This window comes from Paenibacillus catalpae (assembly GCF_900112695.1).
Taxonomy (GTDB): domain Bacteria; phylum Bacillota; class Bacilli; order Paenibacillales; family Paenibacillaceae; genus Pristimantibacillus; species Pristimantibacillus catalpae.
The window spans coordinates 109,469-128,980 of record NZ_FOMT01000005.1; the positions used below are offsets into that span (position 1 = coordinate 109,469).

Annotated in this window: 13 protein-coding genes; 11 read left to right on the forward strand and 2 right to left on the reverse strand. The window is 52.0% G+C overall.

Translation table 11 applies throughout. The features are described 5' to 3' along the window. The first annotated feature begins 30 nt into the window (after positions 1-30). Positions 31-990: an acetylxylan esterase gene (locus tag BM200_RS21855; RefSeq protein ID WP_091188782.1), complete on the forward strand. Its 960-nt coding sequence runs from the start codon at positions 31-33 to the stop codon at positions 988-990. Between the two features lie 42 nt (positions 991-1,032). Here BM200_RS21855 and BM200_RS21860 read toward each other — a convergent pair whose 3' ends face one another. After that, positions 1,033-1,509, reverse strand: a complete 477-nt coding sequence (locus BM200_RS21860; RefSeq protein ID WP_245773121.1) for a MarR family winged helix-turn-helix transcriptional regulator — start codon at positions 1,507-1,509, stop codon at positions 1,033-1,035. Between the two features lie 187 nt (positions 1,510-1,696). Here BM200_RS21860 and BM200_RS21865 point away from each other — a divergent pair, with 187 nt between their 5' ends. From BM200_RS21865 to BM200_RS21905, 9 genes are all read left to right on the forward strand, one after another. Continuing rightward, positions 1,697-3,697 carry a YhgE/Pip domain-containing protein gene (locus BM200_RS21865; RefSeq protein ID WP_091188783.1) on the forward strand — a complete coding sequence of 667 codons (2,001 nt, stop codon included), beginning with the start codon at positions 1,697-1,699 and terminating at the stop codon, positions 3,695-3,697. Positions 3,698-3,779: 82 nt separating this feature from the next. After that, positions 3,780-4,355 (forward strand): xanthine phosphoribosyltransferase, encoded by a 576-nt coding sequence (locus BM200_RS21870; RefSeq protein ID WP_091188784.1) that lies wholly within the window; start codon positions 3,780-3,782, stop codon positions 4,353-4,355. Between the two features lie 386 nt (positions 4,356-4,741). Next, entirely contained in the window at positions 4,742-5,527 is a 786-nt protein-coding gene (locus BM200_RS21875; protein ID WP_091188785.1) for a DeoR/GlpR family DNA-binding transcription regulator, read from the forward strand. A 280-nt stretch (positions 5,528-5,807) separates the two neighbouring features. Beyond that, complete coding sequence (locus BM200_RS21880) at positions 5,808-7,151, forward strand: ABC transporter substrate-binding protein (protein WP_091188786.1); 1,344 nt, start codon at positions 5,808-5,810, stop codon at positions 7,149-7,151. A gap of 110 nt (positions 7,152-7,261) precedes the next feature. Further along, entirely contained in the window at positions 7,262-8,212 is a 951-nt protein-coding gene (locus BM200_RS21885) for a carbohydrate ABC transporter permease (RefSeq protein ID WP_425434597.1), read from the forward strand. Then, the gene (locus BM200_RS21890) at positions 8,209-9,087 is read left to right on the forward strand and encodes a carbohydrate ABC transporter permease (RefSeq protein WP_217649581.1); all 879 of its coding nucleotides are present in this window, start codon (positions 8,209-8,211) and stop codon (positions 9,085-9,087) included. The genes BM200_RS21885 and BM200_RS21890 overlap by 4 nt, the downstream gene beginning before the upstream one ends. A 65-nt stretch (positions 9,088-9,152) precedes the next feature. Beyond that, the gene (locus BM200_RS21895; RefSeq protein WP_217649582.1) at positions 9,153-10,073 is read left to right on the forward strand and encodes a class II fructose-bisphosphate aldolase; all 921 of its coding nucleotides are present in this window, start codon (positions 9,153-9,155) and stop codon (positions 10,071-10,073) included. A 94-nt stretch (positions 10,074-10,167) separates the two neighbouring features. Continuing rightward, the gene (locus BM200_RS21900; protein ID WP_091188787.1) at positions 10,168-12,606 is read left to right on the forward strand and encodes an alpha-mannosidase; all 2,439 of its coding nucleotides are present in this window, start codon (positions 10,168-10,170) and stop codon (positions 12,604-12,606) included. 25 nt (positions 12,607-12,631) lie between these two features. Beyond that, the gene (locus BM200_RS21905; RefSeq protein ID WP_091188788.1) at positions 12,632-16,120 is read left to right on the forward strand and encodes a glycoside hydrolase family 38 N-terminal domain-containing protein; all 3,489 of its coding nucleotides are present in this window, start codon (positions 12,632-12,634) and stop codon (positions 16,118-16,120) included. Between the two features lie 90 nt (positions 16,121-16,210). On the opposite strand, the gene BM200_RS21910 is transcribed toward BM200_RS21905, so the two are convergent. Continuing rightward, entirely contained in the window at positions 16,211-17,539 is a 1,329-nt protein-coding gene (locus BM200_RS21910) for an FAD-dependent oxidoreductase (RefSeq protein WP_091188789.1), read from the reverse strand. Positions 17,540-17,901: 362 nt separating this feature from the next. On the opposite strand from BM200_RS21910, the gene BM200_RS21915 reads away from it, so the two are divergent. Then, the gene (locus BM200_RS21915; RefSeq protein WP_091188790.1) at positions 17,902-19,512 is read left to right on the forward strand and encodes an RsmB/NOP family class I SAM-dependent RNA methyltransferase; all 1,611 of its coding nucleotides are present in this window, start codon (positions 17,902-17,904) and stop codon (positions 19,510-19,512) included.

Below are 19,512 nucleotides of genomic sequence, written 5' to 3' on the forward strand. Positions count from 1 at the left end.
AGGCAGGGTTAACAGAAGGGGAAACCATCTATGCCGCTAATTGACATGCCGCTGGAACAGCTGTACAGCTACAAAGGACGCAATCCGCGTCCGGAGGATTTCGACGCTTATTGGGAGCGCGCGCTTGAAGAGATGCGTGCCGTTGACCCGCAAATTGAACTTGTTCCCAGCAGCTTTCAGGTACCGTTTGCAGACTGCTTCGACTTGTATTTCACAGGTGTTCGCGGAGCAAGAATCCATGCCAAATATGTCCGTCCGAAACATGCGCCAGAGCCGCATCCGGCTATTGTTCAATTTCATGGTTATTCCTGGCATGCAGGGGACTGGTCGGATAAGCTGAATTATGCAGCCCTTGGCTTTTCCGTCTTCTCGATGGATTGCCGCGGTCAAGGCGGATCCTCGGAGGATACCGGCGGCGTAAAAGGTACAACGCTGAACGGGCATATCGTCCGCGGGCTGAACGACCATCCGGATAATCTGCTTATGCGCCATATCTTCCTGGATACCGCACAGCTGGCGGGCATTGCGATGAATATGCCGGAAGTTGACGCGGACCGGGTTGGGGCAATGGGCGGCTCTCAAGGCGGGGCTTTGACGCTTGCTTGTGCGTCTCTTGAGCCGCGTGTTCGCAGGCTTGCGCCAGTCTACCCGTTCCTTAGCGATTACAAGCGGGTATGGGAAATGGATTTGGCGAAGGATGCTTATGCGGAGCTTAAAACCTACTTCCGTCATTTTGATCCAAGGCATGAGCAGGAGGAACAAATTTTCGAAAAGCTTGGTTATATCGATCTTCAGCATTTGACGAACCGGATTAAAGGGGAAGTGCTGATGAGCGTCGGCCTGGCGGACACGATATGTCCGCCGTCCACGCAATTTGCAGCGTATAACAACATCACCTCGCCCAAAACAGCAGATATTTATCCGGATTACGGCCATGAGCATATTCCGGAAGTGTCCGATCGTACGATTCAGTTCATGCTGGAACTGTAAAGGAAAGACAAGAGGAGGTTGTCCGTTTGGACGACCTCCTCTTTAGCTTCTAGACCGGATCCGCTGTTCGGCTGTTTGATTAAATTTAAGCAGCAGATTTCCGAAGATCCGCACTTCTTCCTCGTCCCAATCCGTCAAAAGCTCCTTGAAGAAAGCCTCTCTTGATGCACGTACCTCAGCAAGCAGAGCGGGGGCTTCCTCGGTTAATTGCAGCAGGCTGATCCGCGCATCATTCGGATCGGTCAGCCGGGAGATAAGTCCTTTTGCCTCTAACGCCGCGATTTGTCTGCTCACCGTTGAGATGTCCAATTGAAACGTGGTGGAGATTGTCTTGATTCCGGCTGCTCCCGCCTTCTCAAGAAACTGCAGAATCAGATAGGAGGAGCGGTCCATCTCTTTGCCCATAATATTGGAAAGCCTGACCGCCTCGGCGCGGCGCACAAAGAGCGATATCTGGCTTTCCAGCACGCTGAAGGGTGAATTCTCCCTATTATGTTTGTTGTCGCTATCCATGTTCATATCCGTATTCTCATTCCTGTTCTCGAGTTATTACCGTTAGCTTACCGTTCGTACTTGCATAATGCAAGCAAGCTTGGTAAGTATTGCTGGACGAGAGAGCATCTATTTGCATTCCGGCAATAAACTTGTATAATACAATGGTTATTACTTGTATCATACAATTAATTTATTTGGGAGTGTATGTTGAATGAAAGGGAATTTGTTCTGGTATAACCTGAAACTGATGGCTAACCATAAAACTTTGCGGATCGGTTCGATCGTACTGCTGTTTATTCCGCTGCTGTACACGGGCATGTTCCTGGCCGGTTATTGGGATCCATACGGTCATTTGGACAAGCTGCCGGTAGCGATCGTGAATGAGGATAAAGGGGTTGTATCCGGCGGCAAATCGCTTCATCTGGGTCAAGATATGGTGGACAATATGAAGAGTACCCATACGCTGGATTATCATTTTGTGGAGCGGGAACAAGCGGAGAAAGGCTTGTATGACGGCGATTATTATTTAACGATTGTCATCCCGGACGATTTCTCGCAAAGCGCAGCAACGTTGACGGAAGACGACCCGCAGCCCGCAGATCTGACCTACATGACCAATCCGGGTAATAATTACGTATCGGGTCAGATCGGAAGCAATGTGCTGAAGGAATTAACCAATAAGGTGAGTCAAAATATCGTAAAAAGCTACACGCAAACGGTTTACGGCAAAATGCAGCAAATGGCCGATGGCTTCACAAATGCCAGTAATGGCGCGGAGAAGTTAACGGCAGGGACGGAATCGGCTCAGGACGGCGCAAGCAAGCTGAATCAGGCGATTGCAGTATTAGCCAGTGGTGCCGGCAGGCTAAACGACAGCAGCCTTACGCTGCAGCAGGGGTTGAAGTATCTCGGCAGCGGGTCTGAAGGTTTGGCAGAAGGGTCTGCCGCGTTAACGGAGAACCTCGGGACATTAAAAGAGACAGGGGCAGATTTGGCCAAAGGAGCTAGTGCCTTGCAGAAGAATGCGGCGGAATGGAAGATATCTGCGGATACTGCTTCTAAGGCTGCTTCAGGAGTGAACGGATCCGCTGAAAAGCTGGCCTCTCAGCTCAACGCTTATCTCGATCAGCATCCGGAGCTGAAGGAGGATCCGGCTTTTGCCGCGATCGCAAGCAGCAGCAAGGAGCTTGCCGAGGATACGGCGAAGGTTAGCACGTCCATGAAGGAGCTCCAGCAGCCTGCCGCTGCCATTCAGCAAGCGGGAGCGAAGCTGGCCGCAGGACAATCGTCAATAGCTGGCAGCCTGACGGAAGTCTATAACGGAAGCAGCAACCTGGCAGAAGGCAGCAGCAAGCTGGAAGATGGATTGCACAGCTATAGTGAAGGCGTCGGTAAGCTGCAGGACGGGATAACCCGGCTTGCCGTAGGAGCGGAGAAGCTGAATAACGGTTCGAAAGAGCTGCTTGGCGGAGTCATCCGCCTGGTCGACGGTTCCCAGCAGCTGACCAATAAGCTGTCGGATGCGGCGCAATCGACGGCAGGTATAAAAGCCAGCGATGCAGAGCTTAATAGGTATGCCCAGCCGGTTCAGCTGGAGCAGCAGGAATTAAATACGGTGAAGACATATGCCACAGGATCTGCGCCTTATTTTCTGGCGTTGGGACTGCTGGTTGGTTCTTTGATGGCTTCAAACATTATTCATTTCCAGGAAGGACAGGTCCGGTCGGCTTGGCAAAAGTTCTGGGGCAGAATTGGCGTCTTTTATGTCGTTGCCCTGCTGCAGACCATTGTGCTTGACCTTATTGTTCTCTATGCGATTGGGCTTGAAGTGCAAAGCGTGCCGAAGTTCTTCCTGTTTACCTTGCTTACAGCCTGCATGTTCACTACGCTTATTCTTATGCTCGTCTCTATTTTCGGGACGCTTGGCAAGCTTGTCGGGATTGCTCTGGTCGTTACCCAGCTGGCAAGCAGCGGCGGCACCTTCCCGATGGAGCTGGCTCCGCAGTGGATTCAGGCGGTTGGCCAATGTCTGCCGATGACTTATGTGCTTCGCGGCATGAAGAGCGTCATCTCAACAAGCAATTGGGAGATGTACTGGAGCAATACGGGTATTCTGCTGGCGTATCTTGTTGGATTCATGGTAATCATGCTTACGGCTTATCTGCTTCGTTCTGCGAAAGAAGCACCGGCTTCAGCAGCTGCGGCTCACTAGAAAGGCTTGCGAACTTGCCCTTTTCCGGGTAGTCTCAATATAAAAGAGAAGTAAGTACATGGGCAGGAGGCTGACGGGAAAGATGAAAGCTTTACAGGACAAAATTCGGAATGAAGGTATCGTATTGAGCGAAACGGTGCTCAAGGTGGATTCCTTCCTAAATCATCAGGTAGATCCGCAATTGATGCTGGATATCGGGCATTGTTTTGCGGCCGCCTACGAAGGGGAAGGCGTAACGAAAGTATTAACGCTTGAATCCTCGGGAATTGCACCCGCGGTAATGACGGCACTTGCGCTTCAGGTACCGCTTGTATTTGCCCGCAAGCAGAAGTCGCTTACCCTTCGCGACGACTTGTATGTCGAAGAGGTCTACTCCTTCACGAAGCAGGTGAAAAGCGAGGTTGCGATTTCACGCAAGTTTTTATCGGAAGGGGAGCGGGTGCTCATTATTGATGATTTCCTTGCATACGGTGAAGCAGCCTTTGGGATGGCGAGAATTGTTGAAGCGGCAGGAGCAAGTGTAGCCGGGATCGGCATTGTCATTGAGAAGTCGTTCCAAAGCGGGGCAGACAAGCTGAAGGAAGCCGGATACCGGGTAGATTCGCTGGCCCGTATTACGGTCTTGTCTCCGGAAGGGATTCAGTTTGTAGAGGAATAAATAATAAAGCGGAGGCTCTATTTGAACAGGCTCCTTAGTCAAGGACATATTGAAAAGCAAGAGTTACGCTGCACGCAAAAGATGATTCCTGCATTGTACAGGAGTCATCTTTTTTAAACCCTACAGATATCTTCTTGCTAGTCGGAGAATCGATTCGTCTTGCAGGATGTTGACCTTTGTGGTTTTCGATCGATATAATAAGTGTACTGTTCACAAAATGCCACAATTTTTTCATCCGGCGATATTCCCGAGAGCAGGGGCTGAAAAGGATGAAAATTTAACAAAGAACTTGTATATTTATTCTGATGCCTGTAAGGTGTACGTTGTTAAAAACGGTTCACACCGCAGAAGAGAGAAAAAAGCTGATTATAAAGAGGGGGTAGGCTATGATAGCATCGCAGCGCAGAAATGTAATCAAGGAGATGCTGCTGGAGGAGCGAAGCGTGAAAGTAGTCGATCTCGCCAAGCACTTTAACGTATCGGAAGAGACGATCCGCCGAGATCTCTTGCAGTTAGAACAGGAAGGCTTTCTAGAAAAAAATTACGGCGGCGCGGTCTTGGCCGAGGAATTGCAGCAAACGATGTCGATTGTGCCGCCCGTGAATCAGCGCAAATTTCAGTATTACGAAGAGAAGGACGCAATTGCCAAAGCGGCCGCGAGTCTCATTAAAGAAAGTTCGAATATTATACTGGACTCCGGTTCCACCACCTGGTGCGTAGCCCGGCATCTCAAACAGGTCCCCGATCTGACGATTGTGACGAATGGCATAAACATAGCTGAGGAATGCAGCGCGAATGAGGAACGAAGCATTTTTTTGATCGGTGGCAAGCTGATCCGTAAATCGATGTGTCTGGTCGGACCGCAAGCCGAAGACGAACTGCGAAAGTATGACGCCCATTACGCGATTCTCGGCACGTCGGGCATTTCTATGCGTAGAGGATTTATGAGCTCCGATCTCTATGAGGCACAAGTGAAACGAGCCATGATATCGGCCGCCCAGAAAGTTATCGTCGTCGCCGATCACAGCAAGTTCCTCAAGAACGGCTTTGTATCGTTTTCCGCCTTCCAAGAGATAGATGTCCTCATCACCAGCGAGCTTGCCGACATGGCGGTCATGCACGAAATCGAGCAGCACGGCGTTCAAATTATCGTATGTCCAATTAAAAAATGATCGAAAATTCTTGATAGGTTGACTAACAAAATAGGAAACATGCAGAACCGTCGAAGCCATGAATTCGACGGTTATTGGTGTTTGTTACTTAGAAAATTTTAATGGGAGTCAATCCCTAGAAAACACTCAAACAAATCAATAAATACCACAAAAGATGTTGACATTTTGACTGATTAGATTTATAAATGACTCAGCAACATAAAATCCCACATGTAAGCGCTTATATTAAAGGTGTGATCGTGGGATTGGTTCTGGTTTTGACAAAAGGGAGGTCTATGGGATGAAGAAAGTGAACAAAGCTGCAATTGCATCACTTGTTTTAACTTTGACGACCGGTGTGCTCTTGACCGGGTGCGGAAACAACGGCGACAAAAACGCTGCCGCTTCGCATGCACCTGAAGACAACAATGCCCCAAAAGAAAAGGTCGTTCTGGATTTCTGGACATTCTGGGGATCGGAAACGCGCCGGCCGCTAATCGAGAAAATCATTGACGATTTTAACAAAGCGCATGAAGGCAAAATCGAGGTTAAGCACTCTTACTATCCTTACGGAGACATTTGGACGAAAGCGCTTGCGCAAACGGCGGCCGGCAATCCCCCGGACGTCATCGTGAACAGCATCGAAGAGGCCGGACTACGCGCGGCGAAGAAGCAAAACACGAATTTGGCTGAATTCCTTGCTAAGGATCCGGATGTAAAGGACCGTTTCCGGGAGGACCTCTGGAACACGGTGCTCTACAAGGATGATCCGTACGCACTGCCATTCACGACGGATACGCGCATGATGTTCTATAATAAAACCGCTTTCAAGGAAGCTGGACTCGATCCGGATAAGTTCCCGGCTACGTGGGACGAACTGGAGCAAGTCGCAATGAAGCTCGATAAGAAAGACGCGAAAGGCAAGTACACGCAAATAGGCTACGCGCCTCAATTCGCTGGATTCGATGCAAAGAGCATCGCGGTCAATTTCGACGGCGGAAATGGCTGGTTGGATGACAACGGCAAAGCGAACATCAGCACGCCGAATAAAATCGAAGGATTCAATTACGTGCAGCGCTATACCGACCGCCTCGGTCAGAAGACCATTGATGAATTTAAAGCGGCTTTCGGCAGCAAAGAAGCAAATCCGTTTATTGCGGGCAAAGTGGCGATTTGGCCGGACGCCGTCACCTTCGCAACGCAAATTCGCGATTTCGGCAAAGGCATGGACGTAGGCATCGCGCCGATTCCCGAAACGAAGCCGGGCGCAGGCCATTGGAGTGCCGGCGGCGGCTTTGTGGTCGAGATTCCGGCCGGAGCCAAGCACCCTGCCGAATCATGGGAGTTTATTAAGTACCTGACTGATACCGCGGCTCAAACCTACTGGGCGAAAATGAATTACGATAATGTGGCAAACGTGCAGGCTTCCAACGATCCGGAATTGATCAAGGATCCGATCTACAAAGCGTCGGTCGACAATTTGACGAACACCCGCGTTTACCCGCGTCCGGCGGCTGCCGCGGATTTGTTTAAAATGCTCGATCCCCAGGTAGACGCCATTTTGCAAAAGAAAGTCACCCCTCAAGAAGGGCTTGACCAAGCACAAAAAGACATATCCGATCTGATTGCTCAAAACGGAGGCTAATACGAATAGCCGAAAGTTCAGGGGGAGTGGTTGGTTATCAGCCGCTCTTCCTTTCTTTAAGCGAACGAACTGCCTCCGCGTAACGGCTTGAAAGCATTGTAAAGAGGAAGGTGATTGACTTGTCCAATACAAAAAGGAACATCAAGAGGAGCCGGTTGTCGCTGGAACGCAAAGACGCATTGTGGGGTTATGTATTTGTTTTGCCTTGGATCGTTGGATTTCTGGTGTTTACGTTTGGTCCGCTGCTTTTCTCTTTGTATGCGAGCTTCACGAACTACGACATTACCTCACAGATGGATTGGGTGGGGATCCGCAACTACCGAAACATGTTTACTCATGATTCTTTGTTCTGGAAATCGCTTCACAATACGTTGTACTACGTGCTGTTTAACGTTCCGTTAACGACCTTCGCGGCTTTGCTCCTGGCCGTCACGATGAATCAGAAAATACCCGGTATGCGGATCTTCCGAACCGTTTTCTATTTGCCTTCCGTCCTTGCGGGCGTCGCTGTTTTTTATTTGTGGATGATGCTTTTGAATCCCAGCACGGGACTTGTCAATATGGCTTTGGGCTGGGTCGGAATCGACGGACCTGCGTGGATGACCGATCCGAATTGGACGAAGCCTGCGGTTATTCTAATGAAGCTGTGGGGAGCAGGAGGCGGCATGCTGCTGTATCTCGCCGCGCTTCAAGGCGTTCCGGAGCACCTGTACGAGGCGGCTGAGCTTGACGGCGCAAGCCCGATACGCCGTTTCTGGCATGTCACGGTGCCGATGATTACGCCCGTTATCTTCTTCGAGCTGGTGACCAATCTGATCGGCGCGTTCCAAATTTTCCAGGAAGGTTATGTCATGGTGCAGGATCAGTCGACGCCGGGCTCGCCGATGAATTCGCTCCTGTTCTTCAACCTTCATATGTTCTTGAAGGCTTTTCAATCCTTCCAAATGGGCTATGCGACGGCAATGGCCTGGTTCCTCTTTATCGTCGTTATTGTCTTGACCTTGATTAACATGGCCTTGTCGAAGCTGTGGGTTCACTACGAAGGAGGAGATAATCGATGAGAATGCCCGCAACGTCATCTTCCAGAAGTTATTATCGCAGCCGACGAGCGCGGAAAAGAATCGCGAATATCGTCATTGCCATCGTCCTGATCGGATTGGGCATCATTAGTCTGGCGCCATTCTGGTGGATGCTTTCCACATCGCTTAAATCCATGCAAGAGATCATGAGCTTTCCGCCGACGAAATATCCGCATGCCATCATTTGGAGCAACTACGAGCATGCTTGGGTGAGCGGCCGATTGAGCCGCTATGCCTTGAATACGCTCTTTCTGTCCTGCGTGGGCGTGTTTGCTCATGTCCTATCCAACACGTTTATTGCGTACGGATTCGCCAAAATCAAATTTCCCGGGAAAAATTTTCTGTTTTCCTTGATGCTTGCCACGATGATGATCCCGGGTTTTTGCACGCTTATTCCTCAATATATTTTGTTCTCCAAATTACATTGGGTAGGAACCTATTTGCCGCTTACGATTCCGGGCTTTTTCGGCAGCGCCTTTCAAATCTTCATGCTTCGCCAGTTCTACTTGGGCATTCCGAACGATTTAATAGAAGCGGCCAAAATCGACGGGGCGAACCACTTCTATATCTGGTCCAGGATTATGGTGCCGCTTGCGAAGCCGGCCGTCATTGTCATCGCCATAATGACATTCCAAGGGGCTTGGAACGATTTTCTCGGTCCGCTGCTTTACGTGAACAAGGAATCCATGTTCAACATTCAAATCGGGCTTACGGCATTCCGCAGCGCCGAGTTGACACAGTGGAATTACCTGATGGCTGCTTCGTTGATTGCATTGGCGCCTGTTATCCTGCTTTTCTTCTTCTTCCAACGCTACTTCATTGAAGGCATGAACATTTCGTCGGGAACAAAAGGTTGATTAGAGGCGTGCGTTCATAGGATAGGTTGCTAATCTTTGAAACTTTCAGCTAGGAGTGATTCCGCTTGAGTATAACCAGCAAGCCTCAAAACGTTGTTACCTTGAAACAGGCGTCCGAAATGGCAGAGAAAGGAATGTACGCGATCGGTTCTTTCTCGCCGCGTTATACGCCGGTCATTAAAGCGGTGCTGCGCGCCGCGCAGAAAGCGCAGTCGCCTTTTATATGCCAGATTTCGCAGAAAGAGCTTGAACGCTACCGCATTACTCCGAAGGAATTCGCGGGTGAATTCTACGCTCAAATGAAAACGGAGGGAATTACGGTTCCTGCCGTTCTTCATCTCGATCATACGAAGACGTTTTCGGTCATTCAGGAAGCGGTTGAAGCGGGGTTTACGTCCGTTATGATCGATGCTTCCGAGAAGCCGCTTGACGAAAACATTCGTATTTCGAAGGACGCGGCTGTTTTCGCGCATGCGCATGGCGTTTCCGTAGAAGCGGAGCTTGGCATGATCGGCACGACGGATTTTATCGAAACGGACAATGACGAGGAACTATATACGGATCCTCAGGAAGCGAAGCGTTTTGTGGAAGAAACAGACGTGGATTCGCTGGCGGTTTCCGTCGGAACCGCGCATGGGGTCTACATGGTGAAGGAACCGAAGATCGATTTTGCCCGTCTGGAGGCCATCCGCGAGCTGACGCCCGTGCATCTCGTGCTACATGGGGGTTCAGGCGTTCCGGCCTGGATGATCAAGAAGGCGGTGCAATTGCCAAAAGGCGGGATCAGCAAGGTCAACATTGCCACGGATCTCGAACTTTCTTTGCTTGACGCGCTCGGACGGAAAGAGCGGATGACCAACGCGGAGCTCAAGGCGCTTGCGCCGGAGGAGCTGAGCTCAGGTCTGGCCGCGGTAGAAGCCACCGTTCTCGATAAGATTTCGAATTTCCTCGGCAGCAAGGATCGGGCAGGGGACTTCTTGCTTTAGGTTCATTTCAATTGCAGGGTACGCTGTTGTTCACCGCTGTCTGCAAAACGAATCGTTGGTTCAGCACTAGACTCCAACTGAAGGAGATTATGATATGTCTACGAGAAAGAAGCTTCATATGATCGGCAACGCGCATCTGGATCCGGTATGGCTCTGGCAATGGCAGGAGGGCTTTCAGGAAGTGAAAGCAACGTTTCGTTCGGCGCTTGACCGGATGAAGGAGAACGACGATTTCCTGTTTACGTCCAGCTCAGCTGTTTATTACGAGTGGGTAGAGAAGAATGATCCGGCCATGTTCGAAGAAATTCGCGAGCGCATCAAGGAAGGCCGCTGGGAGATCGTCGGCGGATGGTGGATTCAGCCGGACTGCAACCTGCCAAGCGGCGAATCTTTTGTCCGCCAAGGCTTGTACGCGCAGCGCTTTTTCAAGGAAAAATTCGGGGTTATCGCAAAAGTCGGCTACAATGTGGACAGCTTTGGCCATTTCGGCATGATGCCGCAAATTTTGAAGAAATCCGGCATGGACTATTATGTCATGATGCGTCCGATGCCAAACGAGAAGGGACTTCCCGGGCGTCTGTTCCAATGGGAATCTGATGACGGTTCGCAGGTGTTGACCTTCCGTATCATGTTCGAATACTGCACGTGGGGCAAGGAGCTGGATCAACATGTCGCGCGCTGCGCCGCGGAACTGCGCGAGCCCGTGGACGAATTGATGTGCTTCTACGGCGTCGGCAACCACGGGGGCGGCCCGACAAAGGAGAACATCTCCAGCATTCGACGGATGAACGAGGATCCGGCTCTTCCCGAGCTCGTATTCAGCACGCCCAACCGCTTCTTCGAGGCAATCGAGAACAAAGACGCGCAGTATCCGGTGGTTCATGACGATCTCCAGCATCACGCAAGCGGCTGTTACGCGGTTCATTCCGAAATCAAGAAATATAACCGCAAATCCGAGAATATGCTGATCGCTGCGGAAAAATTCTCGGCTATAGCGGAGCGGGCTGCCAATCAGCCTTATCCGAAGGATTTCATTACCGCGTGGAAAGGCGTGTTGTTCAACCAGTTCCACGATATTCTGGCCGGTACTTCGATTGAGCCGGCCTACGAGGACGCGCGCAATTTATATGGCGAAGCAATTGCCATCGCGGACCGAAATTTGAATTACGCGATCCAATCGCTCTCCTGGAACATCGGCATCGAGGAAGAACAGGGAATGAAGCCGATCGTCGTGTTTAATCCCCATTCCTGGGCGTATTCGGCGTCTATCGAGCTTGAAATGGGCGGCAGCGTGAAGGACGGCACGATTTTGGTGGATGAAGCCGGCACGCAGGTTGCGTTCCAGAGCGTGCAATCGCTTGCGACGGCAAACAACCGTTACCGTCTGAGCTTTATCGCCGATTTGCCGCCGATGGGCTATAGGGTATATAAGCTTCGCACGGAAGTCACGGAAGCGCGGCTTCAAATCCAACCGATCAAGGGCAACGATTATGCCATGGAGAACGAACGCTTTCGCATCGAGTTTGATCCCGAGACCGGCTTCGTCAGCAGCTTGAACGACAAGAAGCTCGGCTTTGAAGTGTTTCGTCCCGAGAATGGCGGAGCGGCAAGGCCGGTCGTGATCGAAGACAAGAGCGATACTTGGAGCCACAACGTGTTCCATTTCCATAAAACGATCGGCGAATTCAAGGCGACCAGCGTGAAGCGAGTCGAGCACGGTCCGGTCAAATCGGTCATCCGCGTCATTTCCGCTTACGGCAGCTCCAAGCTGGTCCAGGATTTCACGATGTACCGGGAGCTTGACTATATTGATGTGAAAGTTACCGTCGATTGGCGCGAGCAGTTTAAAATGCTGAAGTTGGTGTTTCCGATGAATTTCGTCTTCACACGCCAAACCTATGAAATTCCGTACGGCTTCAAAGAACGCGAGCACAACGGTGAGGAAGAGCCGGGTCAATCCTGGGTTGATTACGGCGGCATCGCGCGTGACAAAGGCGTGCTGTACGGATGCAGCATTATGAACGACGCGAAGTACAGCTACAGCATCATGAATAAGGAGCTGGCGATTACGGTGCTTCGCAGCGCGATTTACGCGCATCACGACCCGATAGTTCCGGAAGCAAACGGCCACTATACGTTTATTGACCAAGGCATCCAGACTTTCAACTACCGGATTATGCCGCATGAAGGTAACTGGGAGGAGGCTGGCACGGTCAAGAGAGCGCAGGAGCTCATTCAGCGTCCGGTTTCGATTATCGAGACTTATCACAACGGGACATTGCCTCAAATCCATTCGTTCCTGTCGATCGACAAGGACAATGTCATTGTAGGCGCTATGAAAAACAGCGAAGACGGCGACGATCTGATCATCCGGTTGTACGAAACCTCGAAGTCGGCGACGGACGCCACGATTACGCTGCCGCAGTGGGGGCGCTCCATCAAGACAACTTTTGGGCCTTGCGAGATCAAGACGCTTCGGGTTCCGAAGGATCAAGCCGTTCCGGTCGCCGAAGTAAATATGATCGAATGGTAGTCTGCGAAAGGATGAGAAGCACGTGATGAATAAGGGACCATTGATATGGCAAGTCGGCGAACCGAACAGCGACCTGCGCGGCTTTCATGACAATTACCGCGATCCGGATACTGTCACCAGGCGGGTATGGACAATCGGTGAGAACGGCAAGCCAATGGATGCCGAACCGTGGCCATTGTTCCATGTCAGCAACGCCGATCCGGACGGCGGTTACAAGCCGCATCCATACACCGTCCGTTTTTTGCTGGAGGAGCTTAGGGCTCCAGCATTCCGGCTATCGATCCATTATATTATCACCACGCCGCGAACTCCGTACGTTGCCGTTAATGTTAACGGCGTGGAGGGAAAGGGGTTTTTGCACCCTGCTCCGTCGGCTGACGGCATCATGAAGCCCAAGCATTCGCTGCACACAACCATTTTCGCGAAAGGCACCATGGAAATGATCATTCCCGCAGAAGGGATGCAGATCGGGTGGAACGAGTTGACCGTGGAGGCGCGTGACGACGATCCAATCGTGCATGTTCACAATCCGCAAGCCGTTCTGCGGTTGGACAGAATGGCGGATGCCGCAGGCTTCTACTACGATTGGATGGACTTCGAGGCGCTGTCCGCCCTGCCGGATCAGACCATTGTCCGGCATCGCGTGAAGCCGTCTATCCTGTACCGGCAGGAGGGCGAGAAGTTGCTCGAACGGGTTGATGCGTATCTCGAATTCGGGCGTTCGTATGCGGGCGAACCGCTTGAATTCGCGGTCTCCGGAGTGAATGGCCGCGAGATCCGAATTCCCCTTCGCCCCGCCGCCTGTCAGTTCGGTCACGCCGCGTTTTCCTTCGAGATCGAGGATGGTGAAGGCCCTGTGTCGTACCGTCTGTCCGGAAGCGCAGGCGTCGTTCCGATCGAAGAGAACGGGCAATTCAAGCGCAGGCGTAAATGGCAGGTCTATACGACGCCCCACGTCCATACCGATATCGGTTATACCCATCGGCAATGGGAAGTGGCTGAGCGGTTATGCCGCAATCTGGATAAAACGATCGAGCTTGTGCAGGCGGAACGCGAAACGAGCAAACGATGGGGATACCCGCCGTTTACGTACGTGCTGGATTCGTCCTGGGCGCTCGAAGAATTTGCCGCCTATCGCGATGAAAACAGGCAAGCCGCACTGAAGGACGCTGTCCGGCGAGGCGAAATCGGTGTGCCCAGCAACTACACCGATCTGCTTACGCAATTTGCTTCGCTTGAGGATTTAATCCGTAACGGCGAATTCAGCGACAATTATTTGAGGGGGCTGGGACAACGCGCCGATCACGCGGCCATCGTCGACGTGGCATCAGCGAGCGGCTCGCTTCCTGCTGTTCTGGAAGGGATGGGCGTGCGCTATCTGGTGCATGCCAATAACCAAGACCGAGGGCCCTTCCGATTAAACGGCAATTTGCATCACCTGAACCCGTTTTATTGGGAAGGCGTGAACGGGGGATGCGTGCTCGTTTGGCTGGCCAAAATGTACTGTGAACTCAAAAAGGTATGCGGGTCTCCGGCAACGAAAGAGACGGCCGCCAAAGGGCTGCAGGTATGGCTGGACGAGTTCGAGCATGAGCAGTACGCGCCCGATGCCGTCATGCTGTACGGTCAGGACGCGGACAATACGGATATCGATCCGTATCCGATCGGCTTCATCAAGGAGTGGAACGACACGTATGCCTATCCAAAACTGATCCCTTGCGACGTGAGCGCCTTCTTCCGTTATGTCGAAACGAACTTCGGCGACACGTTTAGAACGGTCAAAGGCGACCAAGGCGCCTATTGGGAAGACGGCGTGGGCTCCAGTATAGCCGAATCGATCATGGTTCGCCGTGCGCAAGCGATGCTGCCCGCAGCCGAGAAGCTGGACTCGCTGGCCGTCATTCATGGCGAGGGAGCGGCTTACCCATTGCAGCATTACAATGCCGCCTGGCGAGAAGTGCTTTTGTACGATGAGCACACTTGGGGCGCGTTCCTGGCGGGCTCGGAACCGCAAGCCGTGCTGCAGCAAGATCAGTGGAAGGTGAAGAAACAGATGGCGGAATCGGCAGAGGGCTGGGGTGAGCGCCTTCTTCTTGCGGCTGCGACCAGGCATAGTTTGCGGTGGAATAATAACGGCCGCGAAGTGGTGGTCTACAATCCGCACAGCTGGCCGTTAAGCTCGGAAGTAACCGTGGAAATCGCAAGAGGGGAACAGGTTGTCGATCCGTTGTCAGGGCAGCCGCTGTCTTTGCGCCTTCTGCGCGAAACTAACTCTCAGGCGGTCGTGAGGCTTTGGGTGGACGAATTGCCGGGCATGAGCTATCGGCGATATATCCTTCAGCCGGCTCCTGCTCGGATGTTGTCGGAACAAGTCGAAATAGACAGCGGCTCGCCGATTGTGCTGGAAAGTCCTCACTATCGCGTGGCAATCGATACCGAGCGCGGCCGCATCCTATCCTGGATCGATCTGGAGACGGGGGTAGAGCTGGTGGAGTCGGACGATCCGCATGGATTTGGCGCTTTTCTCTACGCGCGCGGCGGCGAAGGCACGAAGCTGCTTGGCAATCATGCGGACAAATCGGATCATGGAGCCGAGCTGCTCGGCGACTTCGAGCTGAAAAACGTTCGCTGCGAGGAGAACGTCACATCGGCATGGGTATCACTATCAGGCCTTGTTCCGTTGGGGGAACTGACAATCGAATTGGAGCTCTTCCGCAAGTCCAAGCGGCTGGACATTCGCTATCAATACGCGAAACAGGAAACAATCGCAACGGAAGCGGTGTATATCGCGTTTCCGTTCAAGCTTGCGAAAGCTTCCGTGCTGTCGGATTCGCAGCTCGGCTGGGTGAACTGGGGCCGGGATCAGCTGCCCGGCGCCTGCAAGGAATGGCTGCCGTTGCAGACAGCTGTGCTCGTGCATGGCGCTGAAGCCGCCGTGACGATCGCTTCGCCGGATATTCCGCTCTTCACGGTGAATGATGTGGTTAAAGGACGTTGGCCGAAAGAACTTAAGCTGTCTGGCAGCAAAGTGTACTCTTACGTGCTGAATAATTATTGGAAATCGAATTACAAGCCGTCCCAGGGAGGGCTGATTCGATTTGCCTATTCGTTGACGAGTTCGGATGAGCTTAAGCTGGACGAGTCCTACCGTTTCGGCCATGCCAGGAGACTCGGCTTGTACGGACAGAGAATGAGCTTCCAAGAGCAGCGCAAGGAGCGGGCGCCGTACCTGTCGGACGGCGGAGGGACGATGGCCGTCATAGAGCCTTCGCAAGTTGCCGTGACGACGATCAAAGGGGCAAGAAATAAAGATGGTATCATCGTCCGCGTGCAGGAAATTTCCGGACGGGAGCAGCATGCATCCCTATCCTTCCCCGGAAGACGGATTCAAAGGGCATGGCTTGCGGATCTCCTCGAATATGACGGCGAAGAGCTGCAAGTGGAGCCGGGCGGTTCCGTTCGGGTTCCCGTCGGTCCTTGGGCATTGGCTACGGTACGTTTGCATTTTGCTTGATTGGATCAATGGAGTGGGATGGCATTCAAGTTGTGGGATAATAAATGAAAAAGCGGAAGCTCCGTAATAAGAGCTTCCGCTTTTTTTGTATCAAATGGCTTGCAGCCCTGCCTGATTAAGCAGGTTCCAAGGTTTGTTGTAGTGCGGCTGGAAGAAGAAGTCGACAAAGGTGAGTTCGCTCATCGTCATGCCGTTCTGAATGCAGACCGACATCGTATTAATCGCTTGGGTTAGATCATCCTTCGACATCACCTGGGCGCCGACGATCCGGCCGGTGTCCGTCTCATAGACGACCTTGAGGAGCACTTTCTCATAAGTCGGCATAAATTCAGGGCGGTCGTTGTCTTCAACCGTGACGGTCTTCACGTCTAATCCGGCATCAAGAGCGGCCAGTTCGGTTAAGCCGGTCGATGCGATATTGTAATCGTATATTTTGATACCCGATGTGCCTTGCGTACCCATATAACGGACTGTTGGTTCCATCAGGTTGCGGGCGACCAGCGTGCCCATCCGGACCGCGTTTGTTGCGAGCGGAATGTAGGCATGCTTATGAGTCGGGTTGTAAAAGACAGCGCAGCTGTCGCCGGCAGCGAATACATCAGGGTTGCTGGTGCGCATATACTCATCTACAATAATGGCGCCGTTAGGGAGCATCTCGATTTGGCCTCTTAACAGATCCGTATTGGGGCGGAAGCCGATGCATAATACAACCAGATCCGTATCGTATTCTCCGGCAGTTGTGACGACTTTGGCGACACGGCCTTCTTCACCGCGGAAGCTGGTTACCGTCTGAGCCAGCTTAAGCTCGATGCCGCGTTTTTGCAGCTCCTGCTCGGTCGCATCCGTAAATTCACGGTCCAAATATTTGAACAGGATCCGGTCCATATTATCTATAAGAGTCACTTGCTTGCCAAGCTGCTCGAAGGCTTCAACAAGTTCGATGCCGATATAACCTGCGCCAATAACGGTGATGCGGCTTGCTTGCTTCGCTTTTTCGATAATAGTCTGGGCATGATTGTAGTTTTTGCATAAGACGATGTTCTCAAGCTCCATTCCTTTCAGCTTCGGAATAATCGGCCACGAGCCGGTTGTCACGACAAGCTTGTCGTAATGGTCGAGTTGTTCTTCGTTGGTATCAAGATTACGTGCCAGAATGGTTTTCGCTTCCGTATGCACTTCCAGTACATCATGGCGAATCTTCATCCGAACTCCCATGTCCATGAGCTGCTGAGGCGATGCGTAGAACAGCTTCTTCACGTCCTGTACAACTCCGCCGACATGAAGAGCAATGCCGCACGAGAGGAACGATACGTTGTCATTGCGCTCATACACCGTAATTTGCGCCTCGGGATAAAGCTTAGCCATCTGGGTAACAGCGGCGGTACCTGCATGTGTGCAACCAATAACAGCGATCTTCATAATAAATTCCTCCTTAAATTTCCTGTGAAATAATTCACATACTACTGTGCGTAAAATGGAAGGCCGCCATGATAGGGGATTGCAACCTGTATGCCGGCTTCCTTTTGGCTCAATGGAGATGCGGATGAGAGCTTGCATCAATTCGTTATGTGATTTAATTCACAATCTCTTGTTGCTCTTATCATATGCCGGATTTCCGAAATTGACAAGGGGTTGTGATTAATTTCACATATTGATCACAAATGTCCGATGATTGAGCCGGGCGACGAAAATGTTGATTGTTCTTTGAATTATAGAAGCATTGGAGTATACTCGATGTTATATTTCTAACGTATATTAGCTGCTTGCAAGGGGATGACCAGATGTCCGGCTATTTGCCGATTGCTTTTACAACAAAAATGAAATCGCTGCTTGGGGAAGAATTTGACCGGTTTATGTCCTCCTACGAGGATCCGCGCGTTTACGGCATACGGATAAACCGTCTGAAGCTTGATGCCGAGGATTGGAGGAGCCTGTCGCCGATGGGAGAATCGGTACGTCCGATTCCGTGGGCGCCTGACGGCTTCTATTATGAAGAAGGCGCACGTCCGGGCAAGCATCCTCATTATCATGCCGGCCTTTATTATATACAAGAGCCTAGCGCGATGGCTCCGGTTGAGCTGCTCGATGTCCGTCCAGGCCATCGTGTGCTGGATTTATGTGCTGCGCCGGGCGGCAAGTCGACCCAGATTGCAGCCAAGCTGCAGGGCATCGGCGTGCTGGTGAGCAATGATAACGCCAGAGAACGGACGAAGGCGCTTGCCAAAAACATTGAGCTCGCAGGTGTACGCAACGCTGTTGTGCTGAACGAAGAACCATCGGCGCTTGCACCGGTGTTCCGCGAATGGTTCGACCGGATCCTTGTGGATGCGCCATGTTCGGGTGAGGGCATGTTCCGCAAGGATGAATCGATGATTGCGGAATGGGAAAAGCATTCCATTGAACGCTGTTCCGCGATGCAGCGGCATATTTTACGTGATGCGGCAGCTATGCTCGCTCCAGGCGGCATACTTGTGTATTCGACTTGTACCTTCTCGCCGGAAGAGAATGAAGTGCAAATGGCAGAACTGCTTGCCGAGTATCCGGACTTCAAAGTACTGCCGGTACCTCATCCATACGGCTGGAAGCCGGGGCGTCCCGACTGGGCCGGAGAAGCGGGTCAAGAGCTTTCTGCGGAGCAATCGGCGTCCCTTGGCGGCACGGTAAGACTGTGGCCGCATCATATTGAGGGAGAAGGGCATTATGCAGCCGTACTGACCCGGACAGGCTCTGCTTCCGTTGAAGAGCTGACTATTATTGAAGCGGCAGTCACGACAGATGAGGAGAACGGTAGAAAAAAGAAAGTAAAGGGCAATGCCGGTGCAACTTTGCGGGCAGCCGAGAAGCGGGGTCCTCGCGGAGGCAAAGACAGCGGGAAGCTGAATAAAGCTGCGGATGCAGGCCGGCATTCCGGAAGAGGGCAAGCGGAGACCAGTGATCCGGCCGAGCTGTGGAACGCTTTTGCAGAGCGTGAGCTGTCGCAAGCTTTCGCTTGTACGGGCCAGGTTCAATGCTTTGGTTCGCGTGTTTATTTGCAGCCGGACTCGCTGCCATCATTAGACGGTTTGCGAGTCGTGCGAGCGGGCTGGTATGTGGGCGAAGCAGGGCGGAATAAATTTGAACCTTCGCAGGCGCTGGCCATGGGACTTAGGCAATCGGAAGCTGTGCGCTCGCTGAACTTTGGGTCTGAGGATCCGAATGTCATCCGTTATTTGAAGGGTGAAACGATATTCGTTCATGAAGACCAGATTAGATTTGGTCATGAAGAAGACGCAGCAAAGCCTTTGAAAGGATATGTTCTGGTATGTACGGACGGTTATCCGATCGGGTGGGGCAAATATTCGGGGGACGGCATGCTGAAGAATGAGCTGCCGGCCGGCTGGAGGTGGATGTAA

Bases quoted from the DNA above. Each gene is read 5' to 3' on its own strand.
- BM200_RS21880 (WP_091188786.1), top strand. From the start codon at position 5,808: ATGAAGAAAGTGAACAAAGCTGCAATTGCATCACTTGTTTTAACTTTG.
- BM200_RS21855 (WP_091188782.1), top strand. From the start codon at position 31: ATGCCGCTAATTGACATGCCGCTGGAACAGCTGTACAGCTACAAAGGA.
- BM200_RS21875 (WP_091188785.1), top strand. From the start codon at position 4,742: ATGATAGCATCGCAGCGCAGAAATGTAATCAAGGAGATGCTGCTGGAG.
- BM200_RS21905 (WP_091188788.1), top strand. From the start codon at position 12,632: ATGAATAAGGGACCATTGATATGGCAAGTCGGCGAACCGAACAGCGAC.
- BM200_RS21865 (WP_091188783.1), top strand. From the start codon at position 1,697: ATGAAAGGGAATTTGTTCTGGTATAACCTGAAACTGATGGCTAACCAT.
- BM200_RS21870 (WP_091188784.1), top strand. From the start codon at position 3,780: ATGAAAGCTTTACAGGACAAAATTCGGAATGAAGGTATCGTATTGAGC.
- BM200_RS21860 (WP_245773121.1), bottom strand. From the start codon at position 1,509: ATGAACATGGATAGCGACAACAAACATAATAGGGAGAATTCACCCTTC.
- BM200_RS21890 (WP_217649581.1), top strand. From the start codon at position 8,209: ATGAGAATGCCCGCAACGTCATCTTCCAGAAGTTATTATCGCAGCCGA.
- BM200_RS21900 (WP_091188787.1), top strand. From the start codon at position 10,168: ATGTCTACGAGAAAGAAGCTTCATATGATCGGCAACGCGCATCTGGAT.
- BM200_RS21910 (WP_091188789.1), bottom strand. From the start codon at position 17,539: ATGAAGATCGCTGTTATTGGTTGCACACATGCAGGTACCGCCGCTGTT.
- BM200_RS21915 (WP_091188790.1), top strand. From the start codon at position 17,902: ATGTCCGGCTATTTGCCGATTGCTTTTACAACAAAAATGAAATCGCTG.